We start from the raw sequence: 16,632 nt of genomic DNA on the forward strand, positions 1-16,632 counted from the left end.
TGGAACCCATGATTGCAGGTATCGGTGTCGACATTGTCGACGTGCCACGCTTTGGCCGCCAACTCGAACGAACCCCACGCTTGCGTGAACGTCTTTTTACTTCCATAGAACGTGATCTGCCGTTGCGCTCCCTGGCTGCACGTTTCGCTGCGAAGGAAGCTATCGCCAAGGCACTTGGTGTCCCGGTTGGGATGAACTGGCAAGACTGCACTATTGCTAAAGACGAAGCCGGAGATCCGCAGGTACTGATTCGTGGCACGGTAGCTGCCGCCAGCGAATTGCGTGGAATTACTTCCTGGCATTTGACCTTGTCACATGACGGGGACATGGCCATTGCGATGGTAGTCGCTGAACGATAAACGACACGTTCGCTATTAAAACGGACGTATCCCCGGATAGGTGAGTAAAGTTTGTCTTATGATCCCTGTCTACAGTGTTGCGCAAGTACGTGCGGTCGAGGCCCAAGAGATCTCTAAGCGTGGAAGTGAATCGCTGATGCGCGCTGCCGCCAGCGAATTAGCTGCCGCAGCCGAAGCGATGCTCGCCCAGACCGCCTCCCCCACCGATGCTCTGATCATCGGTTTGATTGGTCCAGGTAATAACGGTGGCGACGGTCTCTACGCGCTGACCGAGCTAGCTCAACGCGGTTATCAGACTCTTGCCCTGCAGTGCACCGAAACCGGTCATCCAGAAGCGTTGAAGGCTTATGCCTCCGTTGCTGGCACCGTGAAGTCTCTGTCCGAGGGCGAAGAAGCTCTATCGTCAGCCTCGTTGGTTATTGATGCAATTTACGGCATTGGCTACCGCACCGGAGCACAGCTACCAAAGCTTCCTGCTGGTACCCGAGTACTAGCTTGCGATGTGCCTTCGGGACTGAACTGCGAAACCGGTAGTGCTGATGATGACGTGTTGCTCGCCGAGCGGACCGTGACCTTCGGCGCGATGAAGACGGGACTTATTTCTCAGGATGCACCTTTGGTTACCGGTGAAATCCAAGTTGCGACTCTGGATTTTGATTTCTCCTCGATTACCCCAGAAACACATCTAGTCGATGAAAACTCGGCTCAAGAGCTACTGAATGTTCATCGCAGCTGGCGAGACGCCGGAAGGCACAAGTATGAGCGCGGTGTATTGGGTCTTATTGCAGGCTCTGCTCTCTACCCTGGAGCTGCCCAGCTGACCGCGCGCGCCGCGGTGGCCTGTGGTGTGGGATTGTTGCGCACTCACGTTCCGGAAGAAGTACAGTCTCTACTATCCTTGGCTGCCCCGGAAACCGTGCCGCTGGATGATGAACAAATCACCGAAGCACTCTCATTGGCTCGCCGTCACCTGCACGGTCGCGGAGCCAAGATTTCGGCGTGGGCTATTGGCCCTGGAATTGATAGTCGCACTCCCCCAACCGGAGTGATTGCCAACGTCTTTGATAGCCGCCAGCCAGCGGTTATTGATGCCAGTGGTTTAGAGGTAGTTCCTACCGGCCCGAGTGAGCAGCCACGGGTGCTCACCCCGCATGCCAAAGAATTGCGGATGCTTCTGCGCCGTGCCGGCGTAAGTGTCACCACCGAAGAAGTTCGTCAGGACCCAATTCGTTGGACCCGCTGGGTCGCGTTGGCTTATAACGCTGTGGTGTTGTTGAAGGGCCCAACCAGTTACGTGGTGGCGCCGAATGGTGCAAACCTAGTCGTCTGCCATGCAGCGGCTCAGCTGGCCACTGCCGGCTCTGGAGATATCCTTACAGGCATTCTCGGCTATATGCTCTCCGACAGCTCACTGACCGGTATTTACGGCCTTGAGACGGTGAGCAATAGCCGCCTGATGGAACTGACCGCATGCGCTGCCGTCATTCACGGCCAGCTAGGCAGAGTCACCGCCCAGCAGGGCACGGTCAGCGCCTCGCGCTTGATTGATCAGCTGCCCGCAGTAATGAAAGACTTTGGGTTCTAGCTAAATACTGACCAAAAACAGATGCGGTTCATGCGCGATATCCTCGCACATGAACCGCATCTGTTTTTAATTCTTAGTCCTCGGCAAGATCAAACTTTTCGCCCGGACCGGTCATAACCCAACCTTGATCCCGCCACAATGGACGGTCCAATACGTTACGGCCATCAATCAAGACACGAGAGCTAACCACTTCGCCAAGCTCTTGCGGATCCAAGGCCCGGAATTCTTTCCATTCGGTAAGTAACAGAACCAGGTCGGATTCTTTCGCGGCTTCGCGCCAGGACTCAACGTAGTTCAAGCGTGGGAAGCGGCCTGCGGCATTCTTATTGCCCTCCGGGTCATAGACCGACACTTCGGCGCCCGAGTTGTAGAGCCGCACGGCAATATCCAAGGCCGGCGAGTCACGCACGTCATCACTATCTGGTTTGAACGTCACGCCAAGCACGCAGATACGTTTACCTGCCAGCTGGTTGCCAAGGATTGAGGAAGCCAGTGAAACTACTCGGTCACGGCGGCGCAAGTTGATCTGGTCCACTTCATCCAGGAATCCCATGGTCTGGCTCAAGCCGAGTTCGCTGACGCGCGCCTGCAGTGCACGGATGTCCTTGGGCAGGCAACCGCCGCCAAAGCCGACTCCGGCGTTCAGGAATTTACGGCCGATACGTGCGTCATGACCGATAGCGTCTGCCAGCGTCTTGATGTCGCCGCCCACGGTCTCGGTCACTTCAGCGAAGGCATTGATGAAGGAAATCTTGGTGGCAAGGAAAGCGTTGGCCGCTACCTTGACCAGCTCAGAGGTTTCTAGGTCGGTGACAACCTCTGGGGTATCTAGAGCAAGAATCGGCGCGTATACCTCTCGTAGCTTAGCTAGACACGTATCGTCTTGGATACCGTAGACCAAGCGGTCTGGGGTGAGCGTGTCTTTGACTGCGAATCCTTCACGCAAAAACTCTGGGTTCCACGCCAAGCTGATTTTGCTGCCAGGCTTGGCGGTCGCTTCGATGCGTTCGCTGAGCCGACGTGCGGTACCTACAGGAACAGTGGACTTGCCAACGATGAGTGCTTCACCGGAAATATTTGCCACGAGAGAATCAACCGCTGCGTCTACGTAGCTCATATCCGCTGACTGCGAGTCCGCGCGCTGCGGAGTACCCACGGTCACGAAGTGGATGTCAGCACGCTGCGCGACTTCTTCATAGGAGTCGGTAAAGCGTAGCCGGCCACTGGCCACGTGCTTACGCAGTAGCTCTGGTAAACCCGGCTCATGGAATGGAAGAATTCCTGCGCTCAGTGCCTGAAGTTTTTCTGCATTGACGTCGAGGCCAATGACCTCGTAGCCAAGTTCTGCCATACATGCGGCATGAGTTGCACCAAGATAGCCGGTGCCGATGACGCTGATACGCAATGTCACGAAGAATTACTCCCCAGATCTCTAACCCAATAACTACTCATTAGAATGCCACACCCCCGCACCATGTTCCTTACTGGAACGCGGTACGGGGGTGTGAGTTTTCTCGATGTTTACTGAGAGGATGCTTTACAGTGCCAGGTGAGTTGCGACGGCAGCTGCCAGCAGCTCTGCTTCTAGCTGAGCTTGCTCGTGAGTGGCCGCTTCGACCATCACGCGAACAACTGGCTCGGTACCCGATGGGCGCAAGAGCACACGTCCGGTGTCACCCAGACGAGCTTCGGTGCCAGCGATTTCCAAGAGCAGTGGTTCGCACTCTGGAGCGGCAGCCTTGTCGACGCCGCGGACGTTGATCAGAACCTGTGGAAGCACGGTTAGTACCGACGCCAGTTCCTTCAGGGTCTTTCCGGTGGCCTTCACGCGGGCTGCCAAGAGCAGGCCGGTCAGTACACCGTCACCGGTGGTTGCGTATTTGCTGAAGATCACGTGGCCGGACTGCTCGCCACCAAGCGAGTAGTTACCTTCGCGCATGCCTTCGAGCACGTAGCGGTCTCCCACTCCGGTCTGCTTGAGCGTAATGCCAGCTTTTTCCATGGCAATTTTTAAGCCAAGGTTACTCATCACGGTGGCGACTAGGGTGTCGTCCTTCAACTCGCCGCGGTCCTTGAGGTCCAGAGCCATGACTGCCATGATCTGGTCACCGTCTACGACGGTTCCCTCGTGGTCCACAGCGAGGCAACGATCCGCGTCACCGTCATGGGCGATACCAAGATCTGCACCGTGTTCAAGCACGGTAGCCTGGAGCTTTTCTAAGTGGGTGGAACCGTAGCCGTCATTGATGTTGATGCCATCTGGCTCGGCACCGATAACGATAACTTCTGCACCAGCATTCTTGAAGACCTGTGGTGAACAACCTGAAGCCGCACCATGGGCGCAGTCGAGAACTACCTTGACTCCATCAAGGCGGTTTGGCATAGCTGCCAGTAAGTGCAGAATGTAACGGTCTTCAGCGTCAGCGAAACGCGAAATGCGTCCTACTGCCCCGCCGGTAGGACGTGGGTTTGGCATGTCGAGGCAGGCTTCGATGGCGTCTTCCAACGCATCATCAAGCTTCTTGCCTCCCCGTGCCAGGAACTTAATACCGTTATCCGGTGCAGCATTGTGCGAGGCAGAGATCATCACGCCAAAGTCTGCGTTGAGATCACCTACCAAGAATGCAGCAGCCGGAGTGGGTAAAGTACCCGCATCCTTTACGTCTACGCCAGAGGCAGCCAGGCCGGCCTCAATAGCCGCGGAGAGGAAGTCGCCGCTGATACGCGGATCCTTCGCTACCACTGCTACCGGTTTACGGCCGTCTTCCGACTGACTTAAACCAAGTACTACCGAAGCTGCCTGCGCTAAATCTAGCGCCAGCTCGGGAGTCAACAACTCGTTTGCTTTTCCTCGGACCCCATCGGTCCCAAATAACCTTGCCATCATCGTTAATCATAAGCCCTACGCATCGATTTACCGGCGCGATTGTGAGCTTTAGGACGCTATATCAACAAAGTTCATGGCCTTTGAAGTCACATTTGGGCTTTTAACGGCCATTGGCCCCACATCCGAAGATGTGGAGCCAATGGGAAACCTGTGGGTAAGGTTTAGCGCTTCGAGAACTGCGAAGCCTTACGAGCCTTCTTAAGACCAGCCTTCTTGCGCTCGATGACGCGAGCGTCACGAGTCAAGTAGCCATTCTTCTTCAAGGTCGCGCGGTTTGCATCGCGGTCGATCTCGTTCAATGAACGGGCAATGCCAAGACGCAATGCGCCGGCCTGACCCGAGATGCCGCCGCCGTGGATACGGGCGATAACATCGTAAGCGCCTTCTAGACCCAGAACCTTGAAAGGCTCGTTAACATCCTGCTGGTGCAGCTTGTTAGGGAAGAAGTTTTCCAGGGTGCGACCGTTGACGATCCAGTTACCTGAACCTGGGATCAAACGCACGCGGGCAATAGCCTGCTTGCGACGACCAACGGCACCGCCTGGGACGGTTAGTGGAGCGCGCTCGGTATCGGCAACAACGGCCGATGCAGAGGTCTCGGTGGTGTAAGTCGAAGGGGTTTCGCCTTCGAATTCAGTGGTCTCTTCAGTGTTCTCAGCCACGATATTCTCCTATTAAGTCTTTGTTCTCGAGGCCAGTACTACTGAGCGACCTGGGTGATTTCCAGTGCCTTTGGAGCCTGTGCTGCGTGAGGGTGCTCCGCGCCGCGGTAGACCTTCAGCTTCGAGACCTGAGCATCGGAAAGCTTGTTCTTTGGAAGCATGCCCTTGATAGCCTTCTCGACTGCAAGAACTGGGTTCTTCTCGAGGAGCTCTGCGTAGTTAACGCTCTTGAGGCCGCCCGGGAAACCCGAGTGACGGTAAGCGCGCTTGTCCTGCAGCTTCTTGCCGGTCAGTGCGACCTTCTCGGCGTTGATGATGATGACATGGTCGCCCATGTCCATGTGAGCTGCAAAGGTTGGCTTATGCTTGCCGCGCAGCAAGGTTGCGGCCTGAACGGCGAGACGGCCGAGTACTACATCGGTGGCGTCAATGACATACCACTGACGAGTCTGGTCAGCCGGCTTAGGGGTGTACGTACGCACAGTAATTGCCTTACGTTGATTCGTTTCTGGTCAAACAGTCGCTTGGCTGAAGGCGGTGAGATCCCCCAGTGTCGAGCACTGTCGTGTTGTTCTTGTGCTAGACCAGTACGTCAGGTGAGGACTGAGATGACCGGCCGTCCATATATTGTTCGCACACCCAGCAGACCAGCGACTATGCAACTAAGCCGTCACGCTTGGGCGTGTAGTGTCGAACGTGGACATACACAACTCATAAAAGTTTAGCCGATTAACGGTCAGACGACCAAAACAAAGGTACCTCTTGGTGAGCAACAACACCCAGAGTGTCGTTAATCGAGGCTTTTTAATGAATCTGTCTGCGAAACATCGCGTCTTGCGCGGGTGAGCGCAGCACGCGCGGCAAGTTCGTCATCATCAGGATAATAGACCTCTTCGAGGACTAGTGGGTGAGGATGAGCAAGAATCGACTTTGAATCGCGCACCATCAGCGCCAAGCGTTCGGCGAGGAATCCGGGCTTTTCTCTTCCACTGGCAACACGTAGCGCGCCACCAATGAGCGAACGCACCATATTGTGGCAAAACGCGTCGGCCTTTAGATGAACCACAATGTTTCCATCTTCGGCACGGCTAAACTCAAATTCCTGCAGTGTACGAATCGTGGTGGCTCGGGGCTTTGGCTTACAGAAAGATAAGAAGTCGTGTCGTCCAAGTACCGATTGGGCTTCGGCATTCAACAGATCAATGTCGATCTCTTCGCGGTACCACATGGTCAACTGACGGCTCAGCGGATCCCAGCGGTGAATGCCATCGGCTATCCGGTATGAGTAGCGCCGGGCCAGAGCTGAGAACCTGGCATCAAAGCCTTCGGCGGCACGGTCGACCTCATGCACCCAGACGGCGCCTTGCTGCCGACCCAATAGACCATTGATACGTCGCAACAGTGCCGGGCCTGGTTCCAGATCCGAATTACGCGGCAGGCCCAGGTATTCTTCTTCGGTTAAATCGAAGTGCACGACCTGGTGGCGTGCATGCACCCCTGCGTCGGTACGCCCGGCAACAAATACGCGAACGAGACGCCGAATCAGCGTTTCCAACGCTTCTTCAACAAGCTGTTGTACTCCGGTGACGTTAGGCTGACGGGCCCACCCGTTATAGGCGGCACCGTCATAACCCAGCACCATCCGCATGCGGATCAGGGCTGGCTTGTCACTGGTACCCAGAGCGGTAGTTCCGAAGGGATCAATATTGTCAGACTGCAAACTCATGTATTCAATTATGCGCAAGGATCAACGGCAACAACGAATCTGGTGGTTCGCTTCACGGGCAAACCAAGATCAGTCCAGCCCAAGACCGAGTTTCTTATAGGCCTGGACGCCGAAACCGCTTTCTTGATGCGCCTTGAGCAATTGATATGCCCGCTCTTGATTTCCTACAATCCGAGCAACCAGCCGGATTGCTTCGGCTAGGTCGATGCTTCCCACCATTTGAGCTTCAGCGATCACAGGAAAGCGCTCAAGTATCTCGGGATGCCTGACTTGATTAGGTGCTTCTTCTTCAGCTCGGCTTTGGATGGAACCTAGTACCAGCGTCAATGCAGTTCGCGCCTGCCCCGCAATCTGGTTGTAGGACAACGAAGCTTCAAACGCCATATCTTTCCGATAATGCACGCTGAGCGTGATAGAAGTTAGCAGCTCTCGCAGACTTGAGATCTCTTCTTCCAACTTTTCAATGCGGGCTTCGCTCATAGTTGGTTTCCTTAGAGATGGTAGTCAAAATTACAACGATTTCACCATACGCCAACGCTAGCAAAAACACTTCTTTCAGCGTTTATCAAACACAGTAGTCGTTCCACGTTCACGTAATAAGGCTAACGACTCTCTATAATTGACAGCGCAGACTCTTCACAGCTGTTTCGTTTTGAGTCTAACGATCATCAATCGCTACTGTTCGGAGCACCCATGAACTTCAACCGCATCGCCGCCATGACTCTTTCAGCCCTGATAACCACCGTCGGCTTGAGCGGCTGCTCAGAAAAGTCACTTTCAAATGAAGAAGCATGCCAAGAGATCATCAACCAGGCCAAAGAGCAGAAACTCGATATGAATTCATCGGCGAGCTTAGGCGCCATGGTGAACCAGGGCCAGAAGGTCTCATCAATATTTCATGATGTGGCTCAGAAAGCCGAACCAGAGCTCGCAACCGAGCTCACTGCCTTCGCAGAGGATACCGACGCGTTGCTCGCCGTCATCACCGATGACTCGCTGGACATGCAGCAGATGCGCACGAAGATGTCATTGCTAGACACCCAAGAAACTCGTGCGCGATCGGAAAACATGGGTAAGTTGTGCCCCGGGCTTGAAAACCTATGAGGCATTCGGCCTCTGCTCGACGCAGCTTTGTTAAACAGAAATCCCCGAACTCTTCCGCGAGGAAGTGTCCGGGGATTTCTTATCACCGAGTTACCGGCGAAGATTTATAAGCTAAAGCTTACGCCTCTTCGGTGGTTGGCTCAGCAGCGGTCTCGGTAGCCTTGGTGGCTTCCTTGACTACGGCCTGCTTTGGCGAAACCGGTTCCATAACCAGTTCGATAACTGCCATAGGAGCGTTGTCGCCCTTGCGGTTACCGATCTTGGTGATGCGGGTGTAGCCACCCTGGCGGTCAGCCATTGCTGGTGCGATGTTCGCGAATAGTTCGTGAACGATCGACTTGTTGGTGCGCGAGCGCGATGCGATCACGGCCTGGACGCGACGACGCGATGCCAGATCCCCACGCTTAGCGAAGGTGATCAGGCGTTCTGCGTGTGGACGCAGACGCTTGGCGCGGGTCAGGGTGGTGGTGATCTTCTTGTTCTCGAAGAGCTGTGCTGACATGTTAGCGAAGATCAATCGCTCATGTGCTGCACTGCCGCCGAGACGCGGACCCTTAGTAGGGGTAGGCATGGTAATTCTCCTAGATGAATGACCGAGCCTGTCGGTTTATACCGGCAGATCGGGTGAAGTAGTGTGTCGCGAGACTAAAGTCTTTACAGACCGTCGTCGAAGACGTCGTCGCCATCTTCCATGGCGCTACGAGCGGCAAGGTCGAAGCCTGGAGGGGAATCCTTCAGAGCTAGACCTAGTTCAACCAGCTTGGCCTTGACTTCGTCAATGGACTTCGCACCGAAGTTACGGATGTCCATCAAGTCTGCCTCGGAGCGAGTTACGAGTTCGCCCACAGAGTGGATGCCCTCACGCTTCAAGCAGTTGTACGAGCGAACGGTCAGTTCCAGATCCTCGATCGGCAACGCCATGTCGGCAGCCAGGGCTGCGTCGGTTGGCGATGGGCCGATTTCGATACCTTCTGCTGCGGTGTTCAGTTCGCGGAACAAACCGAACAGCTCAACCAGAGTGGTACCTGCGGATGCAACAGCATCGCGCGGGGTGATCGATGACTTGGCCTCAACGTCTACGATCAAACGATCGAAGTCGGTGCGCTGCTCAACACGGGTAGCTTCCACACGGAAAGTTACCTTTAGAACTGGCGAGTAGATCGAATCAACTGGGATTCGACCGATCTCTGCGTCAACGTTCTTGTTCTGAGCTGCTGACACATAGCCACGGCCACGCTCAATGGTCAGTTCCATGTCGAACTTGCCATTGGCATTCAAGGTAGCGATATGCAGGTCAGGGTTGTGGAACTCTACACCCGCTGGTGGGGTGATATCCGCTGCGGTAACGACGCCTGGGCCCTGCTTGCGCAGGTAGGCGACGACCGGCTCGTCGTGCTCGGAAGACACCGACAGGTTCTTGATATTAAGAACCAATTCGGTGACGTCTTCCTTGACGCCGGCTACGGTAGAGAACTCGTGCAGTACTCCGTCGATTCGAACACTGGTGACAGCTGCACCAGGGATCGAGGACAACAGGGTACGACGTAGTGAGTTACCTAGGGTGTAACCAAAGCCTGGCTCCAACGGTTCAATGACGAACCGGGAGCGATTCTCGGAAACTACTTCTTCGGTCAGGGTTGGGCGCTGCGTAATGAGCACTTACATTTCCTTTCAGCGAGCGTCCGCTATATGACGCCTCACGGGGGTGGAAACGACGGTAGCCAGTTGGCCGTTCGTCTGTTGCAGGCAAGAGAGTCCAAGAACGTCACCGACCCATTCTCTCGAATGGCTCGGTGACTTCTTTAGGCTCAGCCTAGCGAATCAATTAGACGCGGCGACGCTTTGATGGGCGGCAACCGTTGTGAGCACTTGGGGAAACATCCGAGATGGATCCAACCTCAAGGCCAGCAGCCTGCAGCGAGCGGATCGCGGTTTCGCGTCCCGAGCCCGGGCCCTTGACGAAAACGTCAACCTTGCGCATGCCGTGCTCCTGCGCGCGCTTAGCGGCAGATTCAGCAGCCATCTGAGCGGCGTATGGGGTCGACTTGCGTGAACCCTTCATGCCTACCTCGCCGGCCGAAGCCCACGAGATCACAGCGCCAGTCGGATCGGTGATCGATACGATGGTGTTGTTGAAGGTGCTCTTGATGTGCGCCTGTCCCATCGCGATATTCTTTTTGTCCTTGCGACGCGGCTTACGTACCGCTCCACGAGTCTTAGGGGGCATTTCTTCTCCTACGAAAAAAGTATTTGAACTAGATCGCTAAGATTTAGCGAGTCTTCTTCTTACCTGCGACGGTACGCTTCGGTCCCTTACGGGTGCGTGCGTTCGTCTTGGTGCGCTGACCGTGGACCGGCAGGCCCTTACGGTGACGAATACCTTCGTAGGATCCGATCTCGACCTTACGGCGGATGTCAGCCTGAACCTCACGGCGCAGGTCACCTTCTACCTTGTAAGTGCCTTCGACGAAGTCACGCAACTGAACGAGTTCAGCGTCGCTGAGATCCTTCACGCGAGTGTCCGGGCTAATGCCGGTCGCTGCGAGGGTCTCTTCTGCACGGGTCTTGCCCACGCCGTAGATGTAAGTCAGCGCGATAATTACGCGCTTCTCGCGTGGAATATCCACGCCTGCTAAACGAGCCAAGTGGCTACCTTTCAACCAACGGAGGTCTGGAACAGTACCACCCAGGATGATTTCTCCTGGCCCCGGCCTCCGAACCCGGGGGTATGCACCGATTTCTCGATACGGTACTGCCTATATGACTACGCGTGGGAAATTCCGAAGAACGGAATTAGCCCTGACGCTGCTTGTGGCGTGGATTTTCGCAGATCACCATGACCACGCCATTACGACGGATCACCTTGCACTTATCGCAGATCGGCTTCACGCTAGGGTTAACCTTCAAGGCTTTGTCCTTTGGCGGTTGCAGTTATTGTGTGGAGCAGTAAACAAACAGCTTGTCCCAAGAACATTAGTCAGACGGACGTTAGAAACGATTTCTCGTAAACGTCCGTCAAAAATGTCTATGGACTGCAGATTTACTTGTAGCGGTAAACGATACGGCCTCTGTTGAGGTCGTATGGGCTCATTTCAACCTGCACACGATCCTCTGGGAGGATACGAATGTAGTGCTGACGCATCTTACCCGAGATAGTTGCAAGTACTACGTGACCGTTTGGCAGCTCTACGCGAAACATCGCGTTCGGCAGCGCTTCGGACACAGAGCCCTCTACCTGGATGACGCCTTCCTTCTTGCCCATTTTCCCCGCTAACTTTTGTTGTCAATGATTTTCCATTAACAAGTAATTGGTTCTGATTGTTTCAACTTCGCCAAAGCTCCTGAGAGTTTTAGGCGCATTAAATAGACAACCAAAAATTAAGAATACGCCATCAGCAGAGCCTAGGACAAATCCAAGGGCGCACTAAAAGTGTTAGTTCCGGCACCTCGTCGGTGCCGGAACTACGAATTACGCTGTGATCGGCGATGGAGTGACGCCAAATGGTGCCAGTCCAGCTGCTCCCCCATCATGGGCACTGAGTACCCAAATGCCACCCAAGTGGATGGCCACGGTGTGCTCCCACTGCGAGGCGTTGGCCTTATCGTCGGTGACGACGGTCCAGTCATCTTCCAACACCGAGGTGCCGATCTGGCCACGAACCAACATTGGCTCGATAGCCAAAGCCATCCCTGGCTTGATCCGTGGGCCACGGTGTCCGGTGTTGTAGTTCAACACGTCCGGAGCCATATGCATGGCCGAGCCGATCCCGTGGCCACAGTAGTCTTCCAAGATCCCCAGCGGAGCACCTGGCTGAGAGCTGACAAAGTCATCAATGGCTTCACCGATCTGACCGATGAAACGTGCCTTGGAGAACGCGGCAATGCCGGCCCACATAGCCTGCTCGGTGATCTCGCTCAAACGCTGGTCGGCAGGATCAACGTTGCCAATCAGCACGGTGCGAGCCGAGTCCGAGTGCCAGCCGTCGATAATCGCGCCGCCGTCAATCTTGAGTACGTCACCATCTTTGAGTTCATAGTCGCTGGGGAAACCGTGAACCACTTCGTGGTTTACCGAGGCACAGATGGATGCCGGGAAGCCGTGGTAACCCAAGAAGTTACTGGTAGCTCCGTGGCGTTCGAGAACCTTCGCGAAGATCGCGTCGATTGACTTGGTGGTGACGCCCGGGCGAGCGGCGGCGCTGGCTTCATCCAGTGCTTCGGCGAGAACCAGACCGGCCTCGCGCATTTTTAGTATCTGCGAATTGGTTTTGTACTCAATTCGCGGCTGACCTAGAGCCAAGGTAATGCTCCTTAATTCTTATATTTACAATCCGCATGCGGGTTGTTTGCTTCGCTGAAACTACATAGGGACCGGGCCACGGCCTGCACAGGCTGGTTGTGGCTCGGTCCCTATGTGTGAACTGGTATTTGCTAGGCGCTGACGTTCAAGGCCGCGAGCACGCGCTCGGTGACCTCGTCAATGGCACCGAGGCCATCTACCTTGCGGACGATGCCGCGCTCTTCATAACGTTCAACCACGATGCGGGTCTCTTCGTTGTACAGGCTCAGGCGGTGACGGATGACCTCTTCGGTGTCATCTGCACGGCCTTCGATTTCTGCACGCTTGAGCAGACGAGCTACGAGCTCATCATCATTTGCGGTGAGCTGCAAGACTGCATCCAACTCGACGTCCTGAGCTTTGAGCATTGCATCCAAGGCATCAACCTGTGCGCTGGTGCGTGGGTAGCCATCAAGCAAGAAACCGTTGGCTACGTCTTCTTGTGCCAGACGATCTTCAACCATGTTGTTGGTGACCGAGTCTGGGACGAAGTTGCCGGCGTCAATGTACTTCTTGGCTTCGACACCCAGTGGGGTGCCGCCCTTGACGTTGGCGCGGAAGATGTCACCGGTGGAGATCGCGACGATCTCCAAACGCTCGGAGATCTTCACTGCCTGGGTGCCTTTGCCGGCACCTGGCGGACCAATAATTAGCAGTCGACTCATCGCAGTAGCCCTTCGTAGTTTCGTTGCTGCATTTGAGCATTGATTTGTTTGACGGTCTCCAGACCCACACCAACCATGATGAGGATCGAGGTGCCGCCAAATGGGAAGTTCTGGTCAGCGTTGAACAGCACAAAGGCGATCAGCGGGATCAACGCAACGAACGCCAGATACAAGGCGCCCGCAAAAGTGATTCGTGAAATCACGAACTGCAGGTAATCTGCGGTTGGCTTACCGGCACGAATGCCTGGAATGAAGCCACCGTACTTCTTCATATTGTCCGAGACCTCAACAGGGTTGAAGGTAATCGCCACATAGAAGTAGGTGAAGCCAATGATAAACAGCGTGTAAACAAGCATGTACCACGGCGAGGAGGACGCCGAGTGGGTCTGCAACCACATCGCCCATTCAGGCAGCGTGCCGTCATCATTCTGATTGAACGAAACAATCATCTGTGGCAACGCAAGAATCGAGCTGGCGAAGATCACCGGGATCACGTTCGCCATGTTGACCTTCAGCGGGATGTAGGTGGACGTTCCGCCCACGGTACGTCGCCCGATGGTGCGCTTGGCGTACTGCACCGGAACACGGCGCTGAGACTGCTCCACGAACACCACAAGTGCAATCACCAACAAGCCCACGGCGATAACACCAAGGAAGGTGCCCCAACCCTGCGACTGCTGGATAGCACCCATAGCCGATGGGAAGCCCGAAGCGATCGAGATGAAGATCAGGATGGACATGCCGTTGCCGATACCGCGCTCGGTGATCATTTCGCCCATCCACATGATCAAGCCGGTGCCTGCGGTCAGTGCGAAGATCATCAGCAAGATCACGATGATGGAATCATCTGGGATCAGCGGAAGTGTACAGCTGGGGAAAAGTCCGCCGGTACGCGCCAAGGTGATCAACGTGGTGCCCTGAAGTAGGGCCAACGCGATGGTCAGGTAGCGGGTGTACTGGGTCAGTTTGCCTTGGCCTGCTTGGCCTTCTTTATGCAGCTCTTCGAAGTGTGGGATCACCACACGCAATAGTTGCACAATGATGGCGGCCGTAATGTACGGCATGATACCCATGGCAAAGATCGATACCTGCAACAGGGCGCCGCCGCTGAAGAGGTTAACGAACTGATAAAGACCACCGGTGGTTGAACCCATCGCCAGACACTGCTGAACGTTGCTGTAATCGACACCCGGGGCCGGAATGAAAACGCCGACTCGATAGATCGCAATGATCCCGAGGGTGAAAAGCAATTTGTTGCGCAGGTCAGGCGTCCGAAAAACTCGGGCTATGGCGCTGAACAAGCGTCCTCCTGAAGTATGTGCCTGAGTCTCGATAAAGACTCTTGCTATGACCTAATGATTCTAGCCGTCTAATGTACTATCGTGCCAAATACGCCACACAGTCAGCAGCCGTTTTTTAGCGTTATTGGCATAAAATCGGCGTGTTACGTGGATTTACTTCGCGTCATAGTTCGCATGATGAAAGATAAGAAAATCCCCGGTGAGCTTGTCTAAACAAGCTCACCGGGGATTTAGCTTAAGCTCAAACCCTGATTTAGAGGGTTTCTGCCTGGCCGCCAGCAGCAGCGATCTTCTCGGTTGCGGAAGTCGAGTAGGCGTTAACCTTCACGTCAACCTTGACCGTTAGGTCGCCGGTGCCAAGCACCTTGACTGGCTGGTTCTTGCGAACTGCGCCCTTAGCAACAAGTGCCTCGACGGTGACTTCGCCACCCTCTGGGAACAATTCCGAGATCTTGTCCAGGTTTACAACCTGGTACTCGACGCGGAATGGGTTCTTGAAGCCTCGCAGCTTTGGCAGACGCATGTGCAGCGGAAGCTGTCCACCTGCGAAGCCTGCCTTGACCTGGTAACGAGCCTTCGTGCCCTTCATACCACGGCCTGCAGTCTTACCCTTGGATGCCTCGCCACGACCAACACGGGTCTTAGCTTTCTTGGCACCTTCAGCGGGACGCAGGTGGTGGATCTTAAGTGCGGATTCTTTTATAGCCATCTTTACTTAGCCTCCTCAACCTTCAACAGGTGCGGGACCTTGTTGACCATACCTACGGTCACAGGGTCAGCGGTGCGGACAACGGTGTGTCCGATACGCTTCAGACCCAGCGAGCGAACGATATCGCGCTGAACCTGGCTACCACCAATGATGGACTTGATCTGTGTGATTTCCAGAGTGACGTCGCTTGGAACAATGTTCTTAGCCATTGATTAAGCACCAGCCTTCTGGGTCTGGATGTGACGCAACATAGCTGCTGGAGCAACTTCGTCCAGTGGAAGACCACGGCGAGCTGCAACTGCTGCAGGCTCTTCGAGACCCTTCAGCGCGGCAATGGTGCCCTTCACGATGTTGATCTGGTTGCTTGAACCCATCGACTTCGAAAGGATGTCCTGGATACCAGCACATTCCAACACGGCACGCACCGGACCGCCGGCGATAACGCCGGTACCCGGGGAAGCTGGACGGAGCAAGACGACGCCAGCGGCGGCCTCACCCTTGACCAGGTGTGGGATGGTTCCGCCAACGCGTGGAACGCGGAAGAAGGACTTCTTAGCCTCTTCAACGCCCTTAGCGATAGCTGCTGGAACTTCCTTGGCCTTACCGTAGCCAACGCCGACCATTCCGTCGCCGTCGCCTACAACGACAAGTGCGGTGAAGCTAAAGCGACGACCACCCTTGACGACCTTGGATACGCGGTTGATAGCTACAACGCGCTCAAGGAACTTGTCCTTGTCGTCATTGCGGCTGTCCTTCGAATCGCGGCCACGGCCACGACCCTCGCCACGGCCACGGCCTTCTCCACCACGTCCACGGCCTTCGCCGCGAGCGGCGCCGGTCTTTTCCGTGGCAGGAGCTGCAGCGGTCGAGGCTGCTTCAGTAGCTTCAGACACCTGAGTTTCCTTCTTGTTAGTAGCTTCGCTCACAGTGCCAGCCCACCTTCACGTGCGCCGTCAGCAATAGCTGCCACGCGACCGTGGTAGCGGTTGCCACCGCGGTCGAAGACAACTGCTTCAATCCCAGCAGCCTTGGCGCGCTCTGCAACGAGCTCACCAACGCGCTTGGACTTGGCGGTCTTGTCTGCATCGCTTGCGCGAAGATCTGCTTCCATGGTCGAAGCGCTGGCCAGGGTAAGACCCTGTGAATCGTCCACGATCTGTACGAACATGTGACGAGCCGAGCGGTTGATGACCAGGCGTGGGCGTACCGAGGTACCAACGATGCGCTTGCGCACACGGATGTGGCGACGTCCGCGTGAAGCGGAGCGGCTCTTGCCCTTGATTCCGATAGCCATA

At 55.4% G+C, this 16,632-nt stretch carries 21 protein-coding genes and 1 pseudogene; 3 read left to right on the forward strand and 19 right to left on the reverse strand.

All coding sequences use genetic code 11. The features are described from left to right. The first annotated feature begins 8 nt into the window (after window positions 1-8). Window positions 9-359, forward strand: coding sequence for a holo-ACP synthase (locus IEX04_RS07780; RefSeq protein ID WP_096256865.1), 351 nt, complete (start codon window positions 9-11; stop codon window positions 357-359). 58 nt (window positions 360-417) lie between these two features. Then, entirely contained in the window at window positions 418-1,944 is a 1,527-nt protein-coding gene (locus tag IEX04_RS07785) for an NAD(P)H-hydrate dehydratase (protein ID WP_188684924.1), read from the forward strand. A gap of 73 nt (window positions 1,945-2,017) precedes the next feature. On the opposite strand, the gene IEX04_RS07790 is transcribed toward IEX04_RS07785, so the two are convergent. From IEX04_RS07790 to IEX04_RS07815, 6 genes are all read right to left on the reverse strand, one after another. Further along, on the reverse strand, window positions 2,018-3,355 hold the full coding sequence (locus IEX04_RS07790; protein WP_188684926.1) for a UDP-glucose dehydrogenase family protein: 1,338 nt from the start codon (window positions 3,353-3,355) through the stop codon (window positions 2,018-2,020). Between the two features lie 126 nt (window positions 3,356-3,481). Continuing rightward, window positions 3,482-4,828 (reverse strand): phosphoglucosamine mutase, encoded by a 1,347-nt coding sequence (gene glmM, locus IEX04_RS07795; protein ID WP_096257075.1) that lies wholly within the window; start codon window positions 4,826-4,828, stop codon window positions 3,482-3,484. A gap of 164 nt (window positions 4,829-4,992) precedes the next feature. Next, window positions 4,993-5,493 (reverse strand): 30S ribosomal protein S9, encoded by a 501-nt coding sequence (gene rpsI / locus IEX04_RS07800; RefSeq protein ID WP_096256868.1) that lies wholly within the window; start codon window positions 5,491-5,493, stop codon window positions 4,993-4,995. Window positions 5,494-5,531: 38 nt separating this feature from the next. Further along, window positions 5,532-5,975, reverse strand: coding sequence for a 50S ribosomal protein L13 (rplM, locus tag IEX04_RS07805; RefSeq protein ID WP_096256869.1), 444 nt, complete (start codon window positions 5,973-5,975; stop codon window positions 5,532-5,534). Between the two features lie 308 nt (window positions 5,976-6,283). Next, window positions 6,284-7,141, reverse strand: coding sequence for a tRNA pseudouridine(38-40) synthase TruA (gene truA / locus IEX04_RS07810; protein WP_382344627.1), 858 nt, complete (start codon window positions 7,139-7,141; stop codon window positions 6,284-6,286). A 147-nt stretch (window positions 7,142-7,288) separates the two neighbouring features. Then, window positions 7,289-7,699, reverse strand: a complete 411-nt coding sequence (locus IEX04_RS07815; protein WP_096256871.1) for a hypothetical protein — start codon at window positions 7,697-7,699, stop codon at window positions 7,289-7,291. A 213-nt stretch (window positions 7,700-7,912) separates the two neighbouring features. Between IEX04_RS07815 and IEX04_RS07820 the strand changes: the two genes are divergently transcribed. Continuing rightward, window positions 7,913-8,323 (forward strand): hypothetical protein, encoded by a 411-nt coding sequence (locus IEX04_RS07820; protein WP_096256872.1) that lies wholly within the window; start codon window positions 7,913-7,915, stop codon window positions 8,321-8,323. Between the two features lie 121 nt (window positions 8,324-8,444). On the opposite strand, the pseudogene rplQ reads toward IEX04_RS07820, so the two are convergent. The 13 genes and pseudogenes from rplQ to rplR form a co-directional block, all read right to left on the reverse strand. Continuing rightward, a pseudogene (rplQ, locus tag IEX04_RS07825) lies at window positions 8,445-8,894 on the reverse strand (50S ribosomal protein L17); the annotation flags it as partial. An 83-nt stretch (window positions 8,895-8,977) separates the two neighbouring features. After that, entirely contained in the window at window positions 8,978-9,982 is a 1,005-nt protein-coding gene (locus IEX04_RS07830) for a DNA-directed RNA polymerase subunit alpha (RefSeq protein ID WP_096256874.1), read from the reverse strand. A gap of 166 nt (window positions 9,983-10,148) precedes the next feature. Further along, window positions 10,149-10,550: a 30S ribosomal protein S11 gene (gene rpsK / locus IEX04_RS07835; protein WP_096256875.1), complete on the reverse strand. Its 402-nt coding sequence runs from the start codon at window positions 10,548-10,550 to the stop codon at window positions 10,149-10,151. 43 nt (window positions 10,551-10,593) lie between these two features. Next, the gene (gene rpsM / locus IEX04_RS07840; protein ID WP_096256876.1) at window positions 10,594-10,968 is read right to left on the reverse strand and encodes a 30S ribosomal protein S13; all 375 of its coding nucleotides are present in this window, start codon (window positions 10,966-10,968) and stop codon (window positions 10,594-10,596) included. Window positions 10,969-11,116: 148 nt separating this feature from the next. Next, window positions 11,117-11,230, reverse strand: a complete 114-nt coding sequence (rpmJ, locus tag IEX04_RS07845) for a 50S ribosomal protein L36 (protein ID WP_013349661.1) — start codon at window positions 11,228-11,230, stop codon at window positions 11,117-11,119. Between the two features lie 133 nt (window positions 11,231-11,363). After that, window positions 11,364-11,585: a translation initiation factor IF-1 gene (gene infA / locus IEX04_RS07850; protein ID WP_096256877.1), complete on the reverse strand. Its 222-nt coding sequence runs from the start codon at window positions 11,583-11,585 to the stop codon at window positions 11,364-11,366. Window positions 11,586-11,792: 207 nt separating this feature from the next. After that, on the reverse strand, window positions 11,793-12,623 hold the full coding sequence (gene map / locus IEX04_RS07855) for a type I methionyl aminopeptidase (RefSeq protein WP_188684930.1): 831 nt from the start codon (window positions 12,621-12,623) through the stop codon (window positions 11,793-11,795). A 131-nt stretch (window positions 12,624-12,754) separates the two neighbouring features. Then, window positions 12,755-13,327, reverse strand: a complete 573-nt coding sequence (locus IEX04_RS07860) for an adenylate kinase (RefSeq protein ID WP_188684932.1) — start codon at window positions 13,325-13,327, stop codon at window positions 12,755-12,757. Further along, on the reverse strand, window positions 13,324-14,628 hold the full coding sequence (gene secY / locus IEX04_RS07865; RefSeq protein ID WP_096256880.1) for a preprotein translocase subunit SecY: 1,305 nt from the start codon (window positions 14,626-14,628) through the stop codon (window positions 13,324-13,326). Before secY ends, IEX04_RS07860 begins: the two co-directional genes overlap by 4 nt. Window positions 14,629-14,881: 253 nt before the next feature. Further along, window positions 14,882-15,337, reverse strand: coding sequence for a 50S ribosomal protein L15 (gene rplO, locus IEX04_RS07870; protein ID WP_096256881.1), 456 nt, complete (start codon window positions 15,335-15,337; stop codon window positions 14,882-14,884). 2 nt (window positions 15,338-15,339) lie between these two features. Beyond that, on the reverse strand, window positions 15,340-15,546 hold the full coding sequence (rpmD, locus tag IEX04_RS07875) for a 50S ribosomal protein L30 (RefSeq protein ID WP_096256882.1): 207 nt from the start codon (window positions 15,544-15,546) through the stop codon (window positions 15,340-15,342). A 3-nt stretch (window positions 15,547-15,549) separates the two neighbouring features. After that, entirely contained in the window at window positions 15,550-16,230 is a 681-nt protein-coding gene (gene rpsE / locus IEX04_RS07880) for a 30S ribosomal protein S5 (RefSeq protein WP_170947910.1), read from the reverse strand. 29 nt (window positions 16,231-16,259) lie between these two features. After that, complete coding sequence (rplR, locus tag IEX04_RS07885; protein ID WP_096256884.1) at window positions 16,260-16,631, reverse strand: 50S ribosomal protein L18; 372 nt, start codon at window positions 16,629-16,631, stop codon at window positions 16,260-16,262. Window position 16,632: the final 1 nt, after the last annotated feature.

Source organism: Glutamicibacter ardleyensis (genome assembly GCF_014644555.1).
GTDB lineage: Bacteria > Actinomycetota > Actinomycetes > Actinomycetales > Micrococcaceae > Glutamicibacter > Glutamicibacter bergerei.

Coding starts and splice junctions, on each gene's coding strand:
- IEX04_RS07815 (WP_096256871.1), bottom strand. CDS start 7,699: ATGAGCGAAGCCCGCATTGAAAAGTTGGAAGAAGAGATCTCAAGTCTG.
- rplR (WP_096256884.1), bottom strand. CDS start 16,631: ATGGCTATCGGAATCAAGGGCAAGAGCCGCTCCGCTTCACGCGGACGT.
- rpmD (WP_096256882.1), bottom strand. CDS start 15,546: ATGGCTAAGAACATTGTTCCAAGCGACGTCACTCTGGAAATCACACAG.
- rpsK (WP_096256875.1), bottom strand. CDS start 10,550: ATGCCCCCTAAGACTCGTGGAGCGGTACGTAAGCCGCGTCGCAAGGAC.
- rplO (WP_096256881.1), bottom strand. CDS start 15,337: ATGGCTATAAAAGAATCCGCACTTAAGATCCACCACCTGCGTCCCGCT.
- infA (WP_096256877.1), bottom strand. CDS start 11,585: ATGGGCAAGAAGGAAGGCGTCATCCAGGTAGAGGGCTCTGTGTCCGAA.
- IEX04_RS07780 (WP_096256865.1), top strand. CDS start 9: ATGATTGCAGGTATCGGTGTCGACATTGTCGACGTGCCACGCTTTGGC.
- glmM (WP_096257075.1), bottom strand. CDS start 4,828: ATGGCAAGGTTATTTGGGACCGATGGGGTCCGAGGAAAAGCAAACGAG.
- truA (WP_382344627.1), bottom strand. CDS start 7,141: ATGCGGATGGTGCTGGGTTATGACGGTGCCGCCTATAACGGGTGGGCC.
- IEX04_RS07860 (WP_188684932.1), bottom strand. CDS start 13,327: ATGAGTCGACTGCTAATTATTGGTCCGCCAGGTGCCGGCAAAGGCACC.
- IEX04_RS07785 (WP_188684924.1), top strand. CDS start 418: ATGATCCCTGTCTACAGTGTTGCGCAAGTACGTGCGGTCGAGGCCCAA.
- IEX04_RS07820 (WP_096256872.1), top strand. CDS start 7,913: ATGAACTTCAACCGCATCGCCGCCATGACTCTTTCAGCCCTGATAACC.